The following is a 24168-nucleotide window of genomic DNA, read 5'->3' on the forward strand; positions in this document are numbered from 1 at the left end:
TCAATTTTTTAATCACGATTTAGAAAATGATTTTTAGATTTCATATTTACCTCAAAATATACAATCACTTATTCCAATACATTATGTATTCTTTGTTTTGAGTTTCATCTTTGGTTTCTTCTTTTATTTTAAAGTTATGATGTTTATAAAATTTAATTGCTTTTTTGTTTTGTTGATATATTTTTAGTGATAGATTATCTTTTTCAGTTTGCAAGTATTTTATTAATTTATCACCTATCCCTTGATTTCTTTCATTTTTTTCAACAAACATTCCTGCTATATAATTATCCACCAAACCGCAGAAACCTATGATTTCTTCATTTCTTGTATAAACAATAATATCAGCTTTTTTAAAGGCTTTTAAAACATTTTCATAATTACTAATCCAATATTTTTCATCGATAAAGTTATGGGTAGTTATATTTGAATTTAATCAGAGGTCTCCTAAAGTCTTTAATTTTTGTTCGTCCTTATTGTTTAATTTATAAATCATTTTTTTACCACCTTGGTCTTGATTTTTAAAGCACGTTGTTATCTTGATGTTACTATAAATTAAATTATACGAATACGCAAAAACTTACCTATTAATTTAGGTGGTTTTTAAGGGTAAAAAAGGACAGATTTAATAAGTAATTTTTTATCAATTTTTTAATCACGATTAAGAAAATGTTTTTTAGACTCTATTTTTAAAAGTTAGAGATACTTTCAAAGTTTTTAGTTTATGTCGAGAATATTTATTGATGGTGAGAAGTACCCTTAACTAAATTTGGAGACGAATGTTGGCAGAGCGTGAGCTATTAAGCCCACGATTCGACAAGTTTTGGGATTGTTAAGGGTTCCGAAGATTAATGTCAATAAAGTAAATTTTTTGGTAAGATAAAAAGAAAGGGGTTATTTTATGAAGTTGTATGTTTATGAAACTGTTAGGACAAATAATTTTGAAGATAAAGATATTATGAATAAAATTCTAGGGATGTGGGATAGCTTTTATAAAAATAATGATGATTATAATGGTAAGGTATATGCAGTTTACTATGATTATGAGTCGAATTATAAAGGCGATTACTCGTTAGCTTTGTGTACAGAAGATATTTTGGCTGATAAATTTTTCGAGGTTGACTTTGCTAAGAGTATTGAATATAAGTGTGCTGGAAAAGATGAAATTATAACCGTATGGAAACGAATTTGGGAAGATGAAGAAGAAAACAAAATTAAAAGAAGTTATGATATTGATTGTGAAGAATATAAAAAAGATGGATCAGTTGTTATACATCTATTTTAGCTTTTTGTAAAACGAGGTTCTTCTTGTATTAATCTTTCAATTAGGAATTTTGCTTTTCAAGATTTCTAGAGGTATTATAGCAGTTATCATAACGATTTTCAAAAGGGTACTTTCATTTCGAGAATTAGGTCAATTTTTTGATAAATAAAAATAGATTTAAATGTAAATAAAGAATGCGAACTTCCTTTAAATTATACAAAAGGGATTCGCATTCTTTTTTTGATATGAAAATTTTATTAATTGAAATTTGTTATTAATTTTTGTCTTGTTTTTTAGTCTAATAACAATTTGATACCTCTAACTATGTTTAATATAAATAAATAAACTGTTAAAGCTAATAATATAATAGCGATAACGATCACTAAAAAGAATAACCATCCACTATCTTGCAATAATGGACCTGATCCTACCAAAGCTAAAATGCCTAAGTAGAAACATACTACGGTTAATATATGATTTAATAATGCTTTGAAACCATGACTAGATGTTTCTCCTTTTGCTACAATACCTACAATAAGTGGTAAAATAATTGGTGCAAAAAAGAAACTTAAATAACTTATAGAAGAAAGAACATGTTCGTTTCGTTGATTCATACGTTACACCTCCTACAACTATTGAACCATATAATTTGCATAAAAGTAATGGTAATGATGTGATATAACAAAAGTGTTAGGTCGTAAGCGTTTGCACCAAATTTGATTCAACATTTTGTCATTATATTGTATGGAAAACATTTATGGGTTATTATTTTATATTTATAGATGTATGATCGAGGTATTTACATAAATATGATAAAATAATCAAGGTTAGGATTAATTTAATGAGGTGAGTGTGAATGATAGGTATCATTGGTGCAATGGAAGAAGAAATTACAATTTTAAAAAATAAATTAACAGAATATGAAGAAATAAATATTGCCCATGTTCATTTTTATAAAGGTAAGCTCGAAGGTAAAGACGTTGTCCTTACTCAAAGTGGTATTGGTAAGGTAAATGCTTCAATATCAACCACATTATTAATTGAAAAGTTTAATCCTGAAGTAATTATTAATACAGGTTCTGCGGGGGCTCTAGATGATAAGCTAAATGTAGGTGATATTGTTGTAAGTGATAAAGTAAGTTATCATGATGCAGATGCTCGTGCATTCGGCTATCAAATAGGCCAAATTCCTCAAATGCCAGAAAGTTATCAAACAAACGTTGGTTTATTGGATAAAACGGTTCAAATTATTGAACAACGTCAACTTGTTGCACAAACAGGTTTGGTTGTCAGTGGGGACAGCTTTATTGGTACACCCGAACAAAAAACACAGATTAAAAGTAACTTTCCAGAAGCGTTAGCAGCTGAAATGGAAGCTACAGCGATTGCACAGACATGTTACCAATTCAATACACCATTTATTATTACCCGTGCCATTTCAGATTTAGCTGATGGAGATGCGGGAATAACATTTGAAGAATTTTTAGGTAAAGCAGCAAAATCGTCTAGTGAAATCGTCGTACGACTCATTAATAATATATAAAAAGGTGAATGATATGGGAATTATTAAAAAAAATTTCTTGCCAAATGAATATGTTCAATCGGTTTATCAAATCGATTTTAATAAATTAGCTGAACAAGGATTTAAAGGCATAATTACAGATTTAGATAATACACTTGTTGGTTGGGATGAGTTACAACCAACTGAATCAATAAAGAAATGGTTTAAACAAGCAGATGACCTTGGCATTACGGTAACGATTGTATCGAATAATCATGAAAAGCGTGTGGCTGATTTTTGTGAAGATTTAAATGTTGATTACATCTTCGAAGCGAGAAAACCACGCGGTCGTGCTTTTAATCAAGCGATTCAACGTATGAATTTACAACCATCTGACATCGTAGTAATTGGAGATCAAATGATGACTGATGTATTTGGTGGGAATCGTCGTGGATTATTTACAATTATGGTTGTGCCAATCAAAAAAACAGACGGTTTTGTTACGAAATTTAATCGCATAGTTGAAAGAAGATTATTGCATCACTTTAAGCGAAAAGGTTATATAAAATGGGAGGAAAACTGATTGACTGAAATAGAAGAATTAAAATGTATAGGTTGTGGCGCGCCATTACAATCTGAGAATCCTGATGCGCCTGGTTATGTGCCTGAACATAATTTATTTCGCGAAGACGTCATTTGCAAGAGATGTTTTCGTCTGAAAAACTATAATGAAGTTCAAGATGTTGGATTAGACAGTGAAGATTTTCTGAATTTACTCAATGGACTTGCAGATAAAAAAGGCTTAATTGTAAATGTAGTAGATGTTTTTGATTTTGAGGGTTCATTTATCAATGCAATTAAAAGAATAGTTGGCAATAAGAAAATTATTTTAGTTGCTAATAAAATAGATTTATTACCTAAACAAATTAATAAACGTCGCGTTAAAGAATGGTTGAAAAAAACTGCACGTCGATACGGACTAGAGGCAGAAGAGGTTGTCTTAATTTCAGCTGAGAAAAATGAAGGTATTGAAGATTTGTTACAATCAATTAATCAGAATCGTAATAATGAAGATGTTTATATCGTTGGCACTACAAATGTCGGCAAATCAACTTTAATAAATAAACTGATTGAACGTAGTGTAGGTGAGAAAGACGTTGTTACTACTTCAAGATTTCCTGGAACGACATTAGATATGATTGATATCCCACTAGATGAAACAACCTTTATGTATGATACACCAGGTGTAATACAGTCTCATCAAATGACTCATCTAGTGTCAGATCAGGAATTAAAAACAATTATGCCTAAAAAGGAAATAAAACAACGTATTTATCAGTTAAATGAAGGGCAAACATTATTCTTTGGAGGTTTAGCAAGAATTGATTATGTTAGCGGTGGCAAACGACCTTTAATCTGTTATTTCTCAAATGAGTTAAATATCCATCGTACTAAAACTGAAAATGCAAATGACTTATGGCGAAATCATTTAGGTGATTTATTATCCCCACCTAATCAAACTGAAAATTTCGATTTAGAAAATATTAAAGCTGTTCGACTAGAAACAGGAAAAGAAAAGAGAGACGTAATGATTTCAGGGCTTGGCTTTATTACGATTGATGCTGGTGCCAAAGTGATCGTACGTGTCCCTAAAAACATTGATGTAGTATTAAGAAATTCTATCATGTAAGGTGTGGTATCAAATGAAATACGCAGTAATTGGTCACCCTATAGATCATTCATTATCACCTGTCATGCACAATGCAAATTTCGAATCTTTAGGTGCGTCTTCATCATATGAAGCATTAAATATACCGGAACAACAATTTCATCTCATTAAAGATATAATATCAGATAAAGGATTAGCAGGTTTTAACGTAACGATTCCTCATAAAGAACGCATTATTCCATATTTGGATGAGATTGATGACCAATCAAAAACAGTTGGCGCAGTTAATACTGTTAATATCGAAAATGGTAAGTGGATTGGGTATAATACAGATGGAATAGGTTATGTAACTGGTCTAAGACAAACCTATGAAAATTTAGAAGAAGCGAAAATTTTAATAATTGGCGCAGGTGGAGCAAGTAAAGGCATCGCGAATGAATTGCAACAATTTGTGAAACCAAAACTTACTGTTGCAAACCGTACATTAAGTCGGTTTGATAACTGGCACTTAGATATTAACAAAATGAGTCTAGCTGAAGCGGAAACTTCATTAGCTAACTTTGATATTGTAATAAACACAACACCAATTGGTATGAAAGATAACCGAGAAGTCGTGATAAGCTTGGACAATCTGTCCTCTCATACATTAGTGAGTGATATTGTTTATATTCCATTTAAAACTTCAATTTTAAAACTAGCTGAAGCAAAGGGAAATCCAATTTATAACGGGTTAGATATGTTTGTGTTTCAAGGCGCAGAAAGTTTTAGAATATGGTCGGGTCAAATGCCTGATATAAACACGATGAAACAAGCTGTATTAAAACGATTATAAAGGAGATTTATATGTTAACAGGAAAACAAAAAAGATTTTTACGTAGTAAAGCACATCATCTTGAACCAATTTTCCAAGTAGGGAAATCTGGTATCAATGACAACATGGTGCAACAACTAGTAGAAACACTTGAAAAAAGAGAATTAATTAAAATCCACGTATTGCAAAATAATTTTGAAGATAAAAATGAATTAGCTCAAGACTTAAGTAAAGCAACTGAAAGTGATGTTGTACAAGTTATCGGGTCTATGATCGTACTATATAAAGAATCTCAAGAAAATAAACAAATTCAATTACCATAATGACACAATCAATTGTATTGTACGGTGGACAGTTTAACCCGATTCACACCGCACATTTAATAGTTGCTAGTGAAGTGAACTTTCAGATCAAACCAGAAAAGTTTGTCTTTTTACCAAGTCATATGTCTCCGCTTAAAAAACATGATGATTATTTAAGTGGTGAACATAGAGTTAACATGATCAAAGGTGCAATCGAAACACTAGGTTTTGGGGAAATTTGGTTAGACGAGTTGGAAAGAAAAGGCCAAAGTTACACTTATGACACAGTAAATGATATCGTTAAACGATATCCTCAAGCACAAGTATTTTTTGTTATAGGAACTGATCAATACAATCAATTAGATAAGTGGTATATGATTGATGCTTTAAAATCAAAGATAACTTTCATCGTCGTAAATCGCGAAAAAGAAACACAAAAGGTAGAACGTGGCATGAAAGCTATAAATATTCCACGAATTGATATTAGTTCAACTTCTATACGAGAAAGAGTAAAAAATAATCAAAACATCCAAATGCTAGTTCCTCAAACAGTAGAAAGCTATATTAGAGAGGAAGGGTTATATGAAAATAGAGAAAGCTAAAAAGTTAATCGAAGATAAATTACCAGAAAAAAGATATAAACATTCTTTAAGAGTAGCTGAAACCGCGGTTAAATTAGCGGATATCTATGATGGTGATAAAGATAAAGCAGAACTCGCAGGTATTTTACATGACTATTGTAAATACGATGACTTAGGTTCAATGTATCAAATCGTCAGACAACATGAACTTAATAGTGATTTACTGAGCTATGGTTCAGAAATTTTACACGGGCCGGTTTGTGCTGTAATTATGAAAGAACAGTATGGTGTCAGCGATGAAGAAGTCTTATTAGCTATTGAAAATCACACGACTGGCCGTGCACAAATGACTAAAACAGAAAAGCTTGTGTTTATTGCAGATTATATAGAACCCGGTCGTCAGACCCCAGGAATTGAAGAAATTCGAGATTTAGCATACAATCAAGGTAGCTTAGATAATACAATTTATGAAATATCTAAGCGAACTGTCTTGCACTTAATCAGTAAGGATATCAATGTTTTTGACGCGACCATTGGATGCTTGAATTATTACAATTATAGTGACCAAAGAGTAAAGGATGATTAAATGAATTCAGATCAATTATTAAACATGGCTGTCGAAGCGACAGAGAGTAAAAGAGCAGAAGATATTATTTCTTTAAACATGAACGGTATTAGCGATATGACAGATTACTTTATCGTTTGCCACGGCAACAATGAAAGACAAGTACAAGCGATTGCACGTTCAGTAAAAGATGCTGCACACGAAGCGGGCATTGATGTAAAACGTATGGAAGGATTTAACGAAGCAAGATGGATACTTATCGATTTAGCTGACGTGGTTGTCCATATTTATCATAAAGACGAACGTGGTTATTACAATATCGAGAAATTATATCAAGATGTTCCTCTGGAAACCTATAGACAGGCAGTTTATTAATTATGGTTCAATATGAAGAAATGAGTTTATTTTATGATCAATTAACATTTGATCAACCATATGAATCATGGTTGGACATCGTAAACCATTTTTCATTGAAAAAGTCATCAATATTAGATTTAGGTTGTGGAACCGGTAGTTTTACAACATTGTTAGAAAGCTTTGATGAGGTAACCGGTATGGATTTAAGCATTGATATGTTATCCGTGGCAACTCAAAAATCTAATAACGTTAACTGGATAGAAGGTGACATGACTGAATTCAATCTCGACAAACAATTTGATGTAATTACGATATTTTGTGATTCATTAAATTATTTGCCAAATGAAGATGATGTCATAGCAACATTCTATAATGTCTTCAAACATTTAGACCAAGAAGGTACATTTATGTTTGATGTACATACAGTTCATAAGATGAATACATTATTTAATAATCAAAGCTATATTGATGAGTCAGAAGATGTATTCTTAGCATGGGAAGCTGTTAGAGGTGAAGAACCTCTAAGTGTGTGGCATGACATGACGTTTTTTATTAACCAAAGTGAGCATAACTATAAACGTTTTGATGAATCGCATTACCAACGTACATTTACTGAAGCAAAATATAAAGAAATGCTTACTCGAGTAGGCTTTTCTAAAATAGATACATTTGTAGACTTTGAAATAGAACATCATGATGATAATGCAGCTGAGCGCTTATTTTTCATAGTTAGAAAATAAATAAAGTAAAAGCACTTCTTTATACGTGTAATGTATAAAGGAGTGTTTTTTTATGCAACGATATTGGGAGAAGATTAAACCGTTTATTTTAAAGTATAAATTGATTATAGCTTTGAGTCTCACCTTAGTAATGATGTGTGCTTTATTAATATCTAGTTTGTTTAACTCTAATCATGCTAGCTCTGAACCTCTAAAAACGGATGAATTTAATTTGAATCAAACCCCGTCTTTAGCATCATCGACGAACGAATTGTCTGCACAACAAAATAAACATACGCCAAAACAGCCTCAAACTGAATCGCAAAGTACAAATGATTTTATTTATGTTGATATAAAAGGGGCAGTAAAAAAACCAGACGTCTATAAAATGAAAGCAACGGACCGAATTAAACAACTTTTAGCGAAAGCCCAAGCCAAAAGTAATGCTGATTTAAGTCAAGTGAATCTTGCTGAAAAACTTATGGATCAAAAACTCGTCTATATTCCTAAGAAAGGAGAACAAAGTAATCAAATAAGTGGAAATATTGATGGTCATCAAGAAGATGTGGCTGCTACTAGTAATGTTTCTAAATCTGAAAACAGTGAAACAATAAACTTAAATAATGCAACAGAATCTGATTTAATGAAAGTTCCTGGTATCGGACCAGTAAAAGCACAAGCGATAATAGAATATAGAGACAACGAAGGCAGTTTTAATTCTGTAGATCAACTAACTGAAATAAGAGGTATTGGTGAGAAGACATTAGAAAAATTACGAGACTATTTCACAGTTTAGTTATTGAAAAATGATTTAAATATATTTAATCTATGAGTATATGAAATTTTTGGAGGTAACATCATGAAACGAATAAAATGGGATGAATACTTTATGGCTCAAAGTCACTTATTGGCATTACGTTCTACATGTCAGCGTTTGTCAGTAGGTGCGACCATTGTTAAAGATAATAGAATTATTGCTGGCGGATATAATGGTTCAGTTTCCGGCGAAGTACATTGTATTGATGAAGGTTGTTTAATTGAGGATGGCCATTGTATAAGAACGATTCATGCAGAGATGAACGCGTTATTACAATGTGCCAAGCAAGGGGTATCCACTGAAGGAGCAACGATATATGTAACTCATTTTCCTTGTCTCAATTGTACGAAGTCAATTATTCAAGCGGGTATTACAACAATTTATTACGCTGAAGATTATCATAATCATGAGTATGCAATAAGATTATTAGATCAATCTAATATTGAGTATAAAAAAATACCTTTCGACCAGCATCACGTAGCCCAATATTTATTAAATAAATAATAATGATCTACTACGCTATCGCATTATTAGTAGGTATCTTATGGGTGCACGTTAAATTATTAGCTATATGTGTTTTTATATTATTAATCTTTGTTGCCATTAGGAAACATTTTAAATGGCAACAATATTTACTGCTTTTAACTATTCCAATAGTAAGTTATTTTTATTTTCAACACCATTATAATTTAGCAATTTCAAAGCAAACATACATAAAGACACACGAAGATTTTAATGGAAGTGTTCAATTTTTAAACCAAGCCTTTATAAAAGATAATAAATTACAAGGCACAGTCAAAGTAAATGATGATTTATATAAATATTACTATTTTCTAGATAATCAAGATTTAAGTAAAGTGCAAATGTTTCTACAACATCGCAGTTGTAACGTTAAGGGTAAGATAAAGCAGAATAATAAAGATCCAAATAGTAAACCTTTTTTATTTATTAATGATGTGGACTTCAAGAGTTGTAAAGCAACAGATAACGCAGGTTTGTTAAATCTTTTAAATCATCATAAGCAATATATTTATGAGAAGTTGAAAGGGACACAACTCAATAAACCTGAAAGAATTATTGCTCACATTAGTGGTGACACGTTGAAAATGGACGAAGACATTATTGATAAATTTAAAGAAATAGGAATATATCATTTATTAGCAGTGAGTGGCACACATATAGGCATTATAGTGGGATTATTGTATTTCATCTTAAATAAACTTAAGATACCGTTAATATTGATTAACACCATTATTGTTATGATATTGCCAATTTATGCGATTTATACTGATTTTGCTCCGAGTGCGGTACGTGCAATATGTGGGGCTATTTGTATCGTATTGTTTAAAGACCTTATCTTTAAAAATTCAATGAATATTTTAGGTTGTAGTTTTATATTTTTGAGTTTGTTGAACCCCTCGTTAATATATAATATTGGTTTCCAGTTCTCCTATTTAATCACTTTTTGTATATTATTTTCTTCACCAATTTTCACTAATACGACTCCTATTTTTGCGCTCATACATATGACGGTCATTGCCCAATTAGGGTCATTTATTATCAGTGCAATCTATTTTAATCAAATTCAATGGATAGGAATTTTTGCAAATCTATTCTTCGTCCCTTTTTATAGTTTATTATTTTTCCCGATAATTATTTTATATTTTATAACAGTTCATTTTCCTTTTGAAATAAACATTCTCACTTATTTCGTTAATATATTATTTAATTTTCATGATTTTATGATTGAGTTATTTTATTTATTAAGTCGTTTTAAATGGTTTATTCCAAAACTTAGTGAATTGTACGTAGTGATTGCAGTTTTATTGATTTTATTTATGTTGATTATTTATACTTATAAACGCTATTTGTTATTTATTATGATGAATGTTGCGCTTTATGTATTGGTTACTATTCTACCTATCCCCCATGAATATAGATTAACTATGTTAGATGTTGGCCAAGGCGATGCTTTACTATTTGAAACCGCGCATCATCATAGTATTTTAATAGATACCGGTGGAAAGGCGATGCGTCAGAAAGGACATAATAGCCATAATATAGCAAAATACCATATACTATCTACTTTAAAAAAGCATGGTCTAAATCAAATCAATTACCTCGTTTTAACACATCCACATGAAGATCACATCGGTGAACTCTTTTATTTAATTGACCATTTCTCTATTGAACATATTATTATAAATCCAGCTAGTTATAACAGTATACAATTACAACATTTAAAGCACGTCTGCGATCAAAAGCACATCAAATTAATAGACTATGTATCATTATCTTCCTTTAAATTTGATGATGCACAAATTACATTTTGTAAAACAACAATGAATCAATCGCAGGATCTTAATGAACATAGTATTACTACGTATATCCAGTATAAACACTATAAGATTTTATTAATGGGAGATGCGACTACGAATAATGAACAACAATTTTTGCAAAGATATAATATTTCTCATATTGATATTTTGAAAGTTGGACACCACGGTAGTAAAACAAGTTCAAGTGAACAATTTATAAATCAGGTAGAACCTAAAGTTAGTTTAATATCGGTAGGTAAAAACAATATATATTACTTACCAAACAATGAAGTTTTAGAACGACTTCAGCGTTTACATTCAAAAATTTTTATGACCTCAACTGAAGGTGAGACAACTGTGACTTTATCTGAGGAATTACAAGTTGAGACCGAAGCATCATAATGATTTTATCTAGTTAGAAATTATTACACATGATATAATGACGAAGTATGTATTAGCGATGAAAGGGTGCCACTTATGAGTGAAAATATAATCGTTTTATATGGGGAAGTACCTGAATTAATCGAGAAGAAGTCGGAAGAGTTGATTGACCAATATTTAGATGAACCGAAAGATGATTTCAACTTTGTTAAATTTAATTTGTATGAAACAGAAATCTCACAAATTATTGAAGAGGCCTTAACAATGCCGTTGTTCTCAACCCAAAAAGCATTACTCATTCAAAATGCTTTTGTCTTTACTGGAGAAAAGCCACCTAAAGATATTAATCATAATCTTGAAGCATTAAAGGAATTTATTGAAAAATACGATGGTGAAAGTTTAATTATTTTTGAAGTTTATAATACAAAGCTAGATGAAAGAAAAAAGCTTGTTAAAACATTAAAGAAAAATGCCCAATTAAAAAAGATTGAACAAATGTCAGAAGAAGAAATAAAAAAATGGATTCTTAATCAATTACATAATAATTATAAAGACATTAAAAGAGACGGATTAGACTTATTTATTGAGTTAACAGGCGTAAACTATAATATAGTGAAACAAGAGTTAGAAAAATTAATGCTTTTTTTAGGGGATCGTCCAACGATAAACAAACAGGATGTTAACCAAATTGTTAATAGAAGTCTTGAACAGAATGTGTTCCTTCTTACTGATTACATTCAGAAAAATAAAAAAGATAAAGCAATTCAACTTGTAAAAGATTTAATTGCGATGAAAGAAGAACCAATAAAATTACTAGCACTGATTACGAGCAATTATCGTTTGTTTTATCAAAGTAAGATTTTAAGTCAAAAGGGCTATAGTGGGCAACAAATTGCGAAAACGATTAGCGTGCATCCATATCGAGTTAAATTGGCTTTGAATCAAGCTAGATATTATCAATTAGAGGATTTGTTAAATATAATAGATAGCTGTGCAGAAACTGATTATAAATTAAAATCATCCTATATGGATAAGCATTTAATCCTTGAATTGTTCATACTTTCACTTTAAATCAAATAAAAAAAGTTCAAGCTAAGGCTTGAACTTTTTTATTATTTACTACCAGTCATCAATGATGATTTGATGCGAGCAGCTTTATTTTTGTGGATTAAGTTGCGTTGAGATGCTTTGTCAACTTTTTTCAAAGCAAAGCTTACTAATTCATCTTTGTTATCAGCGTTTGTGTTGATAGCTGAATGTGCTCTTTTAATAGCAGTACGCATTTCACTTTTTTGTGAGATATTACGTTCCTCAGCAGTGTGAGTTGTTTTAACACGTTTAATTGCAGATTTAATGTTTGGCATCTATGTCACCTCCTAAAAGTGATCTTTTCTATCAAATAGAAATTTGATTACAACAAGAAATATTTTATCAAAAGGAGCCTTTTTCTGCAATCATTATTTTACTAAAGCACGATTTAATAAATAATATGAGGTTATGCCATTTGGCATAAGCGACAATAACTACTATAATGTTAAGCGTATTAATAACGGAATTTAATAATACTTATATTACTTTAATAGAGTTCTTGAGACGTTTGCAATTGTGTTGTAAAAGCGTTATTATATCGAAGAATGTTATACATAAGATAAGGTAATAATTTTGAAAGTGGGAAGGAAAAATTACATGGATAAACAAGAACGTTTTGATAGAAGGAAAAATATTAGAAATTTTTCTATAATCGCACATATAGATCATGGAAAATCTACATTAGCTGATAGAATTTTAGAAAATACTAAATCAGTTGAAATGAGAGACATGAAAGATCAATTACTAGATTCCATGGATTTAGAAAGAGAACGAGGCATTACAATAAAGTTAAATGCTGTTCGCTTAAAGTATGAAGCTAAAGATGGAGAGGTCTATACGTTCCATCTTATAGATACACCTGGACATGTCGATTTTACATATGAAGTTTCACGTTCATTAGCAGCTTGTGAAGGTGCTATTCTCGTAGTAGATGCTGCTCAAGGTATAGAAGCACAAACACTCGCAAATGTATATTTAGCTTTAGATAACGAACTAGAGTTACTTCCTGTAGTTAATAAAATTGATTTACCAGCAGCTGAACCAGAACGCGTGAAACAAGAACTTGAGGACGTAATCGGTTTAGATCAAGATGAAGTCGTTTTAGCAAGTGCTAAATCTAATATTGGAATTGAAGATATCCTAGAGCAAATCGTTGATACTGTACCACCACCAAGCGGTGATCCAGAAGCACCATTAAAAGCATTAATTTTCGATTCGGAATATGATCCTTATCGAGGTGTTATTTCATCAATTCGCGTTATCGAAGGTGTAGTTAAAGCTGGAGATCGTATTAAAATGATGGCGACAGGTAAAGAGTTCGAAGTGACAGAAGTGGGTATCAACACGCCGAAACAATTAGCCATTGATGAATTAACAGTAGGTGACGTTGGTTATATCATAGCTAATATTAAAAATGTTGATGATTCTCGTGTTGGTGATACAATCACACATGCAGCTAGACCAGCTGAAGAAGCATTAGAAGGTTATAAGAAAATGAACCCGATGGTCTTTTGTGGTCTATTCCCAATAGATAATAAAGACTACAATGATTTACGTGAAGCGCTTGAAAAATTACAGTTAAATGATGCCTCACTTGAATTCGAACCAGAATCATCTCAAGCATTAGGTTTTGGTTACCGTACTGGTTTCCTAGGCATGTTACATATGGAAATTATACAAGAACGTATTGAACGTGAATTCGGAATTGAACTTATAGCGACAGCGCCTTCAGTAATTTACCAATGTATCATGAAAACAGGAGAAGAAATTTCAGTAGATAATCCAGCGCAAATGCCAGAAAGAGATCAAATAGAGGCGATTTATGAACCGTTTGTTAAAGCTACTATGATGGTTCCAAACGATTTCGTAGGTGCGGTAATGGAATTATGTCAACGTAAGCGTGGGAATTTTGTAAATATGGAATATATCGATGATGTACGTGTAAACATTATTTATGAAATTCCATTATCTGAAGTTGTATTTGATTTCTTCGATCAACTTAAATCAAATACGAAAGGTTATGCTTCATTTGATTACGAATTTATTGATAATAAAGAAAGTAATTTAGTGAAAATGGATATCCTCTTAAATAGTGAAAAAGTAGATGCACTTAGCTTTATCGTACATCGTGATTTTGCTTATGAAAGAGGTAAAGCATTAGTTGAAAAACTTAAAACACTCATACCAAGACAACAATTCGAAGTGCCTGTTCAAGCAGCTGTTGGGCAAAAGATAGTAGCCCGTACAAATATTAAATCTATGGGTAAAAACGTATTATCTAAGTGTTACGGTGGGGATATTAGCCGTAAGAGAAAATTATTAGAAAAACAAAAAGCAGGTAAGGCTAAAATGAAAGCAGTTGGTAATGTAGAAATACCTCAAGATGCTTTCTTAGCAGTTTTAAAAATGGATGATGAATAGAAACCTTAATTTTGGAGGTCAGGACAAAGTGCTAATAAATGATTTACCTTTCATAGGTGATTAGCACAACATTATAAAGTGTCCTAGCCTCCAGTTTTTTTGGAAAAATAGAAGTAAAGTAAGTATTATAAAGTCGGGTGAATTAATAATGGAAGTAAAAAGTGCATATATTCATATACCATTTTGCGTGCGAATATGTACATATTGTGATTTCAATAAATATTTTATACAAAATCAACCAGTCGACGAATACTTAGATTGTTTGATAGAAGAAATGGAACGAAGTACTGTACGAACACTACAAACAGTATTTGTGGGAGGCGGGACGCCAACTGCATTAAATCTAGCACAATTAGAAAAGTTATTACTTGCCATCACGAAAATCTTTAACATTAAAGGTGAATTTAGCTTTGAAGCAAACCCTGACGAATTAACTTTAGAAAAAGTAAAATTATTAAAAGCATATGGCGTCAATCGCTTATCGATGGGTGTACAAACATTTAAGCCTGAATTATTAGAAATCTTGGGACGCACTCATAATATGCAAGACATATATCAATCCGTTGAAAACGCTCGTAAAGTAGGTATCCCATCAATTAGTTTAGATTTAATGTACCATTTACCTAGTCAAACAATGGAAGATTTTAAAGATAGTTTAGATAAAGCATTAGCTATGGATATTGATCATATTTCTAGCTACGGGCTTATTTTGGAACCTCAAACTCAATTTTATAATATGTATAGAAAAGGGAAACTGAAGTTGCCGAATGAAGACGTAGGTGAAGAAATGTATGATTATTTATTGCATCGCATGGAACGATCTTCTATGCATCAATACGAAATTTCAAACTTTGGTAAAGAAGGTCATGAATCTGAACATAATAAAGTTTATTGGAGAAATGAAGGTTATTATGGATTTGGTGCAGGTGCTAGTGGTTATGTTGACGGAGAGCGTTATACAAATGTAAACCCTGTGAATCACTATATTAAAAAAATAAAAAGTAATGAACGACCGTTACTACGTTCAGAATTTCCAACAAAAGTTGAACAAATGGAAGAAGAAATGTTTTTAGGCCTACGCATGAACGAAGGCGTTAGTAAGCAGAGATTTTATGATAAATTTGGTCAAACAATAGAGGATGTATATGGTTCATCACTTACGCAGTTACTAGATCAACACTTGATTAAAGAAGAAAATAATCATCTCAAATTGACTGATAGAGGCAAGGTTGTAGGTAATCTTGTATTTGAATCATTTTTATTAAACATTTAATTTAAAATTTCGATGCTTTAACATTGACTTACTTTGACCAATTTGATAAATTATAATTAGCACTTGAGAGAAAAGAGTGCTAATGAGGTGAAAGCATGATTAGTGATAGACAATTGAGCATACTTAATGCAATTGTTGAAGATTATGTTGAATTAGGCCAACCAATTGGTTCTAAGACGTTGATAGAACGTCATAAGCTCAATGTAAGCCCAGCTACTATAAGAAATGATATGAAACACCTAGAAGAACTTGCATTGATTGAAAAATTGCATACGTCTTCAGGTCGTTCGCCTTCTGAGTTAGGCATTAGATATTATGTGAACCAATTATTAAAGCAAACATCTCATCAACAAGAGAAGAAGATACAACGGTTGAGAGCATTACTAATTGAAAATCAATACGATATATCATCAACTTTAAGTGAATTTGCTGATGAATTATCAGTAGCCTCTCAATATACAACGTTGGTCATGCATCCTAACCACAATAAAGATATTATTAATAACATCCACTTGATTAGAGCCAATGCACATTTGGTTATCATGGTTGTGGTATTTTCATCAGGGCATGTTGAGCACTTACATCTAGCATCTGATGCGCCATTATCAAATGATGAGTTAATGAAAATATCGAATTTTGTTACCGATAAATATAACGAATGGAACAATTATCATTTCGAAGATGAATTAATGTCATTCGTTAATTCCAATATGGAGAAATCATTTATCGAGAACATGCTAAATACAATCGATGCTCATTTTGATAATCAAAGTAATGGCATTTACATGGGTGGAAAGGTTAAACTAATTGATGCATTAAATGAAAATAATGTTTCGTCGATCCAACCCATTTTGCAATATATAGAATCAAAGAAAATCACCCAATTACTTGATGACATGTCTAATTCCGAGATAAATGTTAAGATTGGACATGAAATAGAATCAAGTTTGAGTGATATATCTATCGTTACAAGTGAATATCACATTGATGATAGACTAAAAGGAAAGATAGCGGTAATCGGACCGACGGCTATGAATTATCAAAATGTTATCAAAATCTTAAATACGATTTGGTAACGAGGAAATGTATTGGAGGGCAGACAATGACAGAAAAAAATGAATCAGTAAACAACCAGTTTGATGATCAACAATCAGATGATCAATCAAATTCAGACAACCAAGGTCAGACATCTGAAGAAACGGTTAAAAATACTGAAGAAACGACGCAAGAGGAACAAGACAATCTGCATGAAGACAATACAGAATCAACTGACGCAGATTTAGACCCTAAAGATGAAGAAATTCAACAATTGAAACAAGATGTTCAAGAAAATGAAGAAAAATATTTAAGATTATATGCTGAATTTGAAAACTACAAACGTCGAATTCAAAAAGAAAATCAAACGATGAAAGCTTATAAAGCACAAGATGTGTTGAATGATATTTTACCAACAATTGATAACATCGAACGTGCTTTACAAATAGATGGTGAAGATGAACAATTCAAATCACTTAAAAAAGGTGTAGAAATGGTTCATGAAAGCCTATTAAATGCCTTGAGTAAAAACGGATTAGAAAAAATCGACGCAGAAGGACAGCAATTTGATCCAAATGTACATCAGGCAGTAGTTCAAGATGAAAACCCTGATTATGAATCAGGACAAATCACCCAAGAACTACAAAGTGGTTATAAATTGAAGGAACGTGTATTAAGACCTTCAATGGTTAAAGTAAACCAATAAGAAAAAACATTAATAAAAACATAAATTTCAATAAACATACAGGAGGAATTTTATTATGAGTAAAGTAATAGGTATTGACTTAGGTACAACAAATTCTTGTGTCTCAATTTTAGAAGGTGACGAACCTAAAGTTATCCAAAATCCTGAAGGTGCTAGAACAACTCCATCAGTTGTAGCATTTAAAAACGGTGAAACACAAGTAGGTGAAGTTGCTAAACGCCAAGCAATCACTAACCCTAATACAATTCAATCAATCAAACGTCATATGGGTACAGATTATAAAGTAGATGTTGAAGGCAAATCTTATACACCACAAGAAATCTCAGCAATGGTACTACAAAACTTAAAAGGTACTGCTGAAGATTACTTAGGTGAAAAAGTAGAAAAAGCAGTTATCACAGTACCTGCTTACTTCAATGATGGTGAACGTCAAGCAACTAAAGATGCTGGTAAAATTGCTGGTTTAGAAGTTGAACGTATCATCAACGAACCAACAGCAGCAGCATTAGCATATGGTTTAGACAAAACTGAAGAAGATCAAAAAGTATTAGTATTCGACTTAGGTGGCGGTACTTTTGACGTATCAATCCTAGAATTAGGCGATGGCGTATTTGAAGTACTTTCAACAGCAGGTGACAACAAACTTGGTGGTGACGACTTTGACCAAGTTATCATCGATCACCTAGTATCTGAATTCAAAAAAGAAAACGGCGTTGATTTATCACAAGATAAAATGGCATTACAACGCTTAAAAGACGCTGCAGAAAAAGCTAAAAAAGACTTATCAGGCGTATCTCAAACACAAATTTCATTACCATTCATCTCAGCTGGTGAAAGTGGTCCATTACATTTAGAACTTAACTTAACTCGTTCTAAATTCGAAGAATTAGCTGATTCATTAATCAAACGTACTATGGAACCTACACGTCAAGCTATGAAAGACGCAGGTTTAACAAGTTCAGACATTAACGAAGTTATCTTAGTTGGTGGTTCAACAAGAATCCCAGCAGTACAAGATGCTGTTAAAAAAGAAGTTGGCAAAGAGCCACACAAAGGTGTTAACCCTGACGAAGTAGTAGCTATGGGTGCTGCTATCCAAGGTGGCGTTATCACTGGTGATGTTAAAGACGTAGTATTACTAGACGTTACACCATTATCATTAGGTATTGAAATCATGGGTGGACGTATGAATACACTTATCGAAAGAAATACAACTATCCCAACTTCAAAATCTCAAGTTTACTCAACAGCTGCAGATAATCAACCAGCAGTTGATATCCATGTGTTACAAGGTGAACGTCCAATGGCTTCAGACAACAAAACACTTGGTAGATTCCAATTAACTGATATTCCACCAGCTCCACGTGGCGTACCTCAAATCGAAGTTACTTTCGATATTGATAAAAACGGAATCGTTAATGTTAATGCAAAAGACTTAGGTACTAATAAAGAACAAAACATTACAATTCAATCAAGCTCTTCACTTTCAGACGATGAAATTGACCGTATGGTTAAAGATGCTGAAGAAAATGCAGAAGCAGATAAAAAACGTCGTGAAGAAAGTGATTTACGTAACGAAGCAGATAGCTTAGTATTCCAAGTTGAAAAAACAATTAGTGATCTTGGTGACAACATTGGTGAAGAAGATAAGAAAAATGCTGAAGACAAGAAAGAAGCATTAAAATCAGCACTTGAAGGTGAAGATATCGAAGATATCAGAACTAAGAAAGAAGAATTAGAAAAAGTTGTTCAAGATTTATCAGCAAAAGTTTATGAGCAAGCTGCACAAGCACAACAACAAGCTCAATCTGGTGAATCAGCTGATTCATCTGCACAAGATAGCAATGTAGAAGATGCTGACTTTAAAGAAGTAAAAGATGACGAAAACAAAGACGACAAAAAATAAGTTCAGTAATGACTAACAAATTGTTAATAATCAAATATAACACAATTGCTTAGCCAAAATTAGTCAAAGTCAATTGAACATTGGCTTTGACTTTTTTCTTTATTTTGAATTGCAATGAGGTCACGTTATATAATTTTCTTAAATGAGTTTATATCTCAAACGACTATAAAATACAGTAAAGGAGAGATAACTGTGGCTAAAAGAGATTATTATGAAGTCTTAGGAGTAAGTAAAGATGCTTCGAAAGATGAAATAAAAAAAGCTTACCGTAAATTATCAAAAAAATATCATCCAGATATTAACCAAGAAGAAGGTGCCGACGAAAAGTTCAAAGAGCTTTCAGAAGCATATGAAGTATTAAGTGACGAAAATAAACGTGCAAATTATGATCAATTTGGTCATGATGGTCCACAAGGTGGTTTTGGTGGACAAGGTTTTGGCGGCCAAGACTTCAGTGGCTTCGGCGGCGGTTTCGAAGACATCTTCAGTTCATTCTTTGGTGGTGGAAGACAACGTGATCCAAACGCCCCACGAAAAGGTGATGATTTACAATACACAATGACAGTAACATTCGACGAAGCAGTGTTTGGTACTGAAAAAGAAATTTCTATTCGAAAAGACGTTACTTGTCATACTTGTGATGGTGAAGGTGCAAAACCTGGCACGAAAAAGAAAACTTGTTCATACTGTAACGGTGCCGGTCACGTATCTGTTGAACAAAATACAATTCTTGGCCGAGTAAGAACTGAAAAAGTTTGTCCATCATGTAATGGTACAGGACAAGAATTTGAAGAGCCATGCCCAACTTGTCATGGTAAAGGTACAGAAAATAAAACAGTTAAAATCCGTGTAACTGTGCCTGAAGGTGTAGATAATGAACAACAAATCCGTTTAGCAGGAGAAGGTGGTCCAGGTGAAAACGGAGGACCACAAGGTGATTTATATGTCGTATTTAGAGTAAAACCATCTGACACATTTGATAGAGATGGAGACGATATATTCCATTCGTTAAATATTAGTATTGCGCAAGCAAGCTTAGGTGACGAAATTAAAGTACCTACTCTAAATGGACAGGTAATGCTTACTATTCCAGCAGGTACACAAACAGGTAAACAATTCCGCCTAAAAGATAAAGGTATTAAAAATGTACATGGATACGGATATGGTGACTTGTTTGTAAATGTTAAAGTTGTTACACCAACAAAAATGTCTGATCGACAAAAAGAATTATTACGTGAATTTGCAGAAATAGATGGAGAACAACTAGAAGAGCAACCGACAAATTTCAAAGATAAAGCTAAAAGATTCTTTAAAGGAGAATAGCAAATGAACTGGACCGAAGTATCAATTACAGTAAATCATGACGTTGTCTACGTGGTCACGAATATTCTAGAAGAGTTAGGCTCCAATGGTGTCGTTATCGAAGATTCAAATGATCTTAAACATGACTTTGCAGATAAACATGGTGAAATATTTGAATTAAATGAATCAGATTACCCGGACGAGGGTGTAAGAGTTAAAGCTTATTTCAATGAAATGAAATATACAGCACAACTTAAAAACGAAATTCAAACACAAATTAAGCAAATATCAAACCTCGATAATAATATATTTGAATTTGAAGAATCTACGATAAGAGATCAAGACTGGGAAAATGAATGGAAAAATTATTTCCATCCTTTCCGTGCATCAGAGAAATTTACAATTGTTCCAAGTTGGGAATCATACCAAAAAGAAGACGCAAATGAACTATGTATAGAATTAGATCCTGGAATGGCCTTCGGAACTGGTGATCACCCAACAACAAGCATGTGTTTAAAAGCAATAGAAACATATGTAAAACCTGATGATTCTGTAATTGATGTTGGTACTGGTTCTGGCATTTTAAGCATTGCTTCTCATCTATTGAATGTTCAACATATTAAAGCAATAGATGTTGATGAACTTGCTGTGAGAGTAGCTAAGGAAAACTTCGAAAAAAATCAATGCGTAGATGCAATCGAAATTGTTGAAGGCAATTTATTAAAAGAAGAACAACAACAATATAACGTCGTAATTGCGAATATTTTAGCTCACATTATTGATGAAATGATTGAAGATGCTTATAATACGTTAAAAGAAGATGGTTATTTTATCACATCTGGAATTATTGAGGAAAAACACGAGGCCATCGTAGAACATATGAAGCGTATTGGGTTTAACATTATTTCAATTAATCACGATAACGGATGGGTCTGTATCGTTGGACAGAAAGTGAGCGAATCATAATGCAAAGATATTTTTTAAACCAAAACGCTGATGATCATCAGCGTTTTTTTATTACAAATAAAGATGATATACATCATATTAAAAATGTGATGCGTCATCAAATAGACGATTATATTATTATTACTTTTGAAGATAAACAGGTTTATGAATGTAAAATCATTGATATGAATGACAACGGTGTTGAAATTATACTTGAGAATAAAATTGATATAGATACAGAATTGCCACAGGAGGTTACAATTTGTAGTGGTTTAATCAAAGCAGATAAATACGAGTGGTTGTTACAGAAAGCTACTGAATTAGGGGCAAGCCAATTTATAGCTACAGCGATGCAACGTTCTGTCGTGAAATTAAACAATAATAAAGTTGCGAAGAAATTGGATCGTTGGGAAAAAATTATTAAAGAAGCTGCAGAACAAAGTTATCGACTTACGATTCCTAAAATAAACTATGCATCGAATTTAAAAGAAATTTATGGTAGTATTGAAGAATATGACTATGTTCTTATTGCATATGAAAATGCAGCTAAAGATGGAGAGAATATAAATTTTAAATCGATAATAAAGCAATTCTCTTATGGTGATCGTATCCTTGTCATATTCGGGCCAGAAGGAGGGCTCACCGAAGAAGAGATTTCTTTATTTGATAATAAAGCCAATCAAATTGGTCTTGGTCCGAGAATATTAAGGGCAGAAACAGCACCGCTTTACGTATTGAGTGCTATAAGTTATGAAAAAGATTTATTGGAGTGATATTTATGTCAACTGTAGCCTTTCACACATTAGGCTGTAAAGTAAACCATTACGAAACTGAAGCAATTTGGCAATTATTTAAAGATGCAAATTACGATCGCGTTGACTTTAATACAAACGCTGATGTATTTGTAATCAATACATGTACTGTTACTAACACTGGTGATAAAAAAAGTAGACAGGTTATTAGAAGAGCCATTCGTCAAAATCCTGATGCTGTTGTATGCGTAACAGGTTGTTATGCACAAACTTCACCAGCTGAAATTATGGATATTCCTGGAGTGGATATCGTTGTAGGTACTCAAGATAGAACGAAATTAATTGGTTATATTGAAGAATATAAAAAAGAAAGACAACCTATCAATGGTGTAGGTAATATTATGAAGAATCGTACTTATGAAGAATTAGAGGTACCGTACTTCACTGATAGAACACGTGCATCATTAAAAATTCAAGAAGGTTGTAATAACTTCTGTACATTCTGCATTATTCCATGGGCACGAGGCCTTATGCGCTCTAGAGATCCAGAAAAAGTAGTTGAACAAGCTACGCAATTAGTCGAATCAGGGTATAAAGAAATCGTACTTACAGGTATTCACACAGGTGGATATGGTCAAGATTTAAAAAACTATAATCTTGCTCAACTACTAAGAGATTTAGATACAGTAGATGGTTTAGAACGTATTCGTATTTCTTCTATTGAAGCAAGCCAACTGACGGATGAAGTAATTTCTGTTCTAGAACAATCCAATAAAGTTGTTAGACACTTACACATTCCATTACAATCAGGATCAGATTCGGTTCTAAAACGTATGAGAAGAAAGTATTCTATGGCTCATTTTTCAGAGCGTTTGACTCGTTTGCATGAAGCATTACCTGATTTAGCAGTGACTAGTGATGTTATTGTAGGATTCCCTGGAGAGACTGATGAGGAATTCCAAGAAACATATGATTTCATCGTTAATCATCAATTCTCAGAGTTACACGTATTCCCATATTCACCTAGAATTGGTACACCAGCTGCGAGAATGGACGATCAGATTGATGAAAATATTAAAAATGAACGCGTGCATACTTTAATTAACTTAAGTGATCAACTAGCTAAACAATATGCTTCAAAATTCGATCAAGATGTATTAGAAGTAATACCTGAAGAAGTTGGTAGTGAAGAAGGTACTTTAGTTGGTTATGCAGATAACTATATGAAAGTGGAATTCCAAGGTGACGAATCTTTAATTGGACAAATTGTTAAAGTGAAAATCACTAAACCAGATTATCCAATGAATGAAGGTCAATTATTAAGAATTGTAAACCATGCTTCTAATAGCACTGATCAGTCTGTGTTAGTATAATGTTAAAAATGTAAATTCATAATTGACCCGACTAATAAGTTATATTATACTATTCTATACATAGTTGAATACTATGTGCTGACA

Annotated in this window: 26 protein-coding genes; 23 read left to right on the top strand and 3 right to left on the bottom strand. The window is 32.3% G+C overall.

The genetic code is table 11. The features are described from left to right. Window positions 1-64: 64 nt before the first annotated feature. On the bottom strand, window positions 65-421 hold the full coding sequence (locus NGI30_RS04645; RefSeq protein ID WP_353505252.1) for a GNAT family N-acetyltransferase: 357 nt from the start codon (window positions 419-421) through the stop codon (window positions 65-67). A gap of 477 nt (window positions 422-898) precedes the next feature. Between NGI30_RS04645 and NGI30_RS04650 the strand changes: the two genes are divergently transcribed. After that, complete coding sequence (locus tag NGI30_RS04650) at window positions 899-1282, top strand: effector binding domain-containing protein (RefSeq protein WP_251520343.1); 384 nt, start codon at window positions 899-901, stop codon at window positions 1280-1282. Window positions 1283-1554: 272 nt separating this feature from the next. Here NGI30_RS04650 and NGI30_RS04655 read toward each other — a convergent pair whose 3' ends face one another. After that, window positions 1555-1875, bottom strand: coding sequence for a hypothetical protein (locus NGI30_RS04655; protein ID WP_251942855.1), 321 nt, complete (start codon window positions 1873-1875; stop codon window positions 1555-1557). 242 nt (window positions 1876-2117) lie between these two features. Between NGI30_RS04655 and NGI30_RS04660 the strand changes: the two genes are divergently transcribed. The 13 genes from NGI30_RS04660 (at window position 2118) to holA (ending at window position 12353) form a co-directional block, all read left to right on the top strand. Beyond that, complete coding sequence (locus NGI30_RS04660; RefSeq protein WP_251942857.1) at window positions 2118-2804, top strand: 5'-methylthioadenosine/adenosylhomocysteine nucleosidase; 687 nt, start codon at window positions 2118-2120, stop codon at window positions 2802-2804. 13 nt (window positions 2805-2817) lie between these two features. After that, window positions 2818-3345 (top strand): YqeG family HAD IIIA-type phosphatase, encoded by a 528-nt coding sequence (locus NGI30_RS04665; RefSeq protein WP_251942859.1) that lies wholly within the window; start codon window positions 2818-2820, stop codon window positions 3343-3345. Window positions 3346-3354: 9 nt separating this feature from the next. Continuing rightward, on the top strand, window positions 3355-4452 hold the full coding sequence (yqeH, locus tag NGI30_RS04670; protein ID WP_418129372.1) for a ribosome biogenesis GTPase YqeH: 1098 nt from the start codon (window positions 3355-3357) through the stop codon (window positions 4450-4452). Window positions 4453-4465: 13 nt separating this feature from the next. Beyond that, complete coding sequence (gene aroE / locus NGI30_RS04675) at window positions 4466-5263, top strand: shikimate dehydrogenase (RefSeq protein WP_251520358.1); 798 nt, start codon at window positions 4466-4468, stop codon at window positions 5261-5263. An 11-nt stretch (window positions 5264-5274) separates the two neighbouring features. Beyond that, window positions 5275-5565, top strand: a complete 291-nt coding sequence (gene yhbY / locus NGI30_RS04680; RefSeq protein WP_251520361.1) for a ribosome assembly RNA-binding protein YhbY — start codon at window positions 5275-5277, stop codon at window positions 5563-5565. Further along, the gene (gene nadD / locus NGI30_RS04685; RefSeq protein ID WP_251520364.1) at window positions 5565-6146 is read left to right on the top strand and encodes a nicotinate (nicotinamide) nucleotide adenylyltransferase; all 582 of its coding nucleotides are present in this window, start codon (window positions 5565-5567) and stop codon (window positions 6144-6146) included. The genes yhbY and nadD overlap by 1 nt, the downstream gene beginning before the upstream one ends. Continuing rightward, on the top strand, window positions 6127-6711 hold the full coding sequence (yqeK, locus tag NGI30_RS04690; protein WP_251520367.1) for a bis(5'-nucleosyl)-tetraphosphatase (symmetrical) YqeK: 585 nt from the start codon (window positions 6127-6129) through the stop codon (window positions 6709-6711). Before nadD ends, yqeK begins: the two co-directional genes overlap by 20 nt. Beyond that, window positions 6712-7065 carry a ribosome silencing factor gene (gene rsfS / locus NGI30_RS04695; RefSeq protein WP_251942862.1) on the top strand — a complete coding sequence of 118 codons (354 nt, stop codon included), beginning with the start codon at window positions 6712-6714 and terminating at the stop codon, window positions 7063-7065. A 2-nt stretch (window positions 7066-7067) separates the two neighbouring features. Continuing rightward, a complete protein-coding gene (locus NGI30_RS04700; protein ID WP_251942864.1) occupies window positions 7068-7787 on the top strand; it encodes a class I SAM-dependent DNA methyltransferase in 720 nt (239 codons plus the stop codon). Window positions 7788-7839: 52 nt separating this feature from the next. Then, window positions 7840-8562: a helix-hairpin-helix domain-containing protein gene (locus tag NGI30_RS04705; protein WP_251520375.1), complete on the top strand. Its 723-nt coding sequence runs from the start codon at window positions 7840-7842 to the stop codon at window positions 8560-8562. Window positions 8563-8625: 63 nt separating this feature from the next. Next, window positions 8626-9087 carry a ComE operon protein 2 gene (locus NGI30_RS04710; RefSeq protein ID WP_251520378.1) on the top strand — a complete coding sequence of 154 codons (462 nt, stop codon included), beginning with the start codon at window positions 8626-8628 and terminating at the stop codon, window positions 9085-9087. Between the two features lie 2 nt (window positions 9088-9089). Continuing rightward, a complete protein-coding gene (locus NGI30_RS04715; protein ID WP_251942866.1) occupies window positions 9090-11303 on the top strand; it encodes a DNA internalization-related competence protein ComEC/Rec2 in 2214 nt (737 codons plus the stop codon). 75 nt (window positions 11304-11378) lie between these two features. After that, a complete protein-coding gene (holA, locus tag NGI30_RS04720; protein WP_251520384.1) occupies window positions 11379-12353 on the top strand; it encodes a DNA polymerase III subunit delta in 975 nt (324 codons plus the stop codon). Window positions 12354-12394: 41 nt separating this feature from the next. On the opposite strand, the gene rpsT is transcribed toward holA, so the two are convergent. Then, entirely contained in the window at window positions 12395-12646 is a 252-nt protein-coding gene (gene rpsT / locus NGI30_RS04725; protein ID WP_251520387.1) for a 30S ribosomal protein S20, read from the bottom strand. 322 nt (window positions 12647-12968) lie between these two features. Between rpsT and lepA the strand changes: the two genes are divergently transcribed. The 9 genes from lepA to mtaB all read left to right on the top strand — a co-directional run bounded on the left by lepA (window position 12969) and on the right by mtaB (window position 24084). Then, entirely contained in the window at window positions 12969-14792 is a 1824-nt protein-coding gene (gene lepA, locus NGI30_RS04730; protein ID WP_251520397.1) for a translation elongation factor 4, read from the top strand. Between the two features lie 148 nt (window positions 14793-14940). Further along, complete coding sequence (gene hemW / locus NGI30_RS04735) at window positions 14941-16065, top strand: radical SAM family heme chaperone HemW (RefSeq protein WP_251520407.1); 1125 nt, start codon at window positions 14941-14943, stop codon at window positions 16063-16065. 95 nt (window positions 16066-16160) lie between these two features. Then, window positions 16161-17141, top strand: coding sequence for a heat-inducible transcriptional repressor HrcA (gene hrcA, locus NGI30_RS04740; RefSeq protein ID WP_251942868.1), 981 nt, complete (start codon window positions 16161-16163; stop codon window positions 17139-17141). A 26-nt stretch (window positions 17142-17167) separates the two neighbouring features. Next, a complete protein-coding gene (gene grpE, locus NGI30_RS04745) occupies window positions 17168-17806 on the top strand; it encodes a nucleotide exchange factor GrpE (RefSeq protein WP_251520412.1) in 639 nt (212 codons plus the stop codon). A gap of 55 nt (window positions 17807-17861) precedes the next feature. Further along, window positions 17862-19712, top strand: coding sequence for a molecular chaperone DnaK (gene dnaK / locus NGI30_RS04750; protein WP_251520414.1), 1851 nt, complete (start codon window positions 17862-17864; stop codon window positions 19710-19712). Between the two features lie 192 nt (window positions 19713-19904). Beyond that, window positions 19905-21035, top strand: coding sequence for a molecular chaperone DnaJ (gene dnaJ, locus NGI30_RS04755; RefSeq protein WP_251520416.1), 1131 nt, complete (start codon window positions 19905-19907; stop codon window positions 21033-21035). A gap of 3 nt (window positions 21036-21038) precedes the next feature. Beyond that, a complete protein-coding gene (gene prmA / locus NGI30_RS04760) occupies window positions 21039-21980 on the top strand; it encodes a 50S ribosomal protein L11 methyltransferase (protein ID WP_251520418.1) in 942 nt (313 codons plus the stop codon). Further along, window positions 21980-22732: a 16S rRNA (uracil(1498)-N(3))-methyltransferase gene (locus NGI30_RS04765; protein ID WP_251520420.1), complete on the top strand. Its 753-nt coding sequence runs from the start codon at window positions 21980-21982 to the stop codon at window positions 22730-22732. The genes prmA and NGI30_RS04765 overlap by 1 nt, the downstream gene beginning before the upstream one ends. Window positions 22733-22737: 5 nt before the next feature. Further along, window positions 22738-24084, top strand: coding sequence for a tRNA (N(6)-L-threonylcarbamoyladenosine(37)-C(2))-methylthiotransferase MtaB (gene mtaB, locus NGI30_RS04770; RefSeq protein WP_251520423.1), 1347 nt, complete (start codon window positions 22738-22740; stop codon window positions 24082-24084). Window positions 24085-24168: the final 84 nt, after the last annotated feature.

The organism is Staphylococcus sp. Marseille-Q5304, from assembly GCF_943737015.1.
Classification (GTDB): Bacteria; Bacillota; Bacilli; order Staphylococcales; family Staphylococcaceae; genus Staphylococcus; species Staphylococcus hsinchuensis.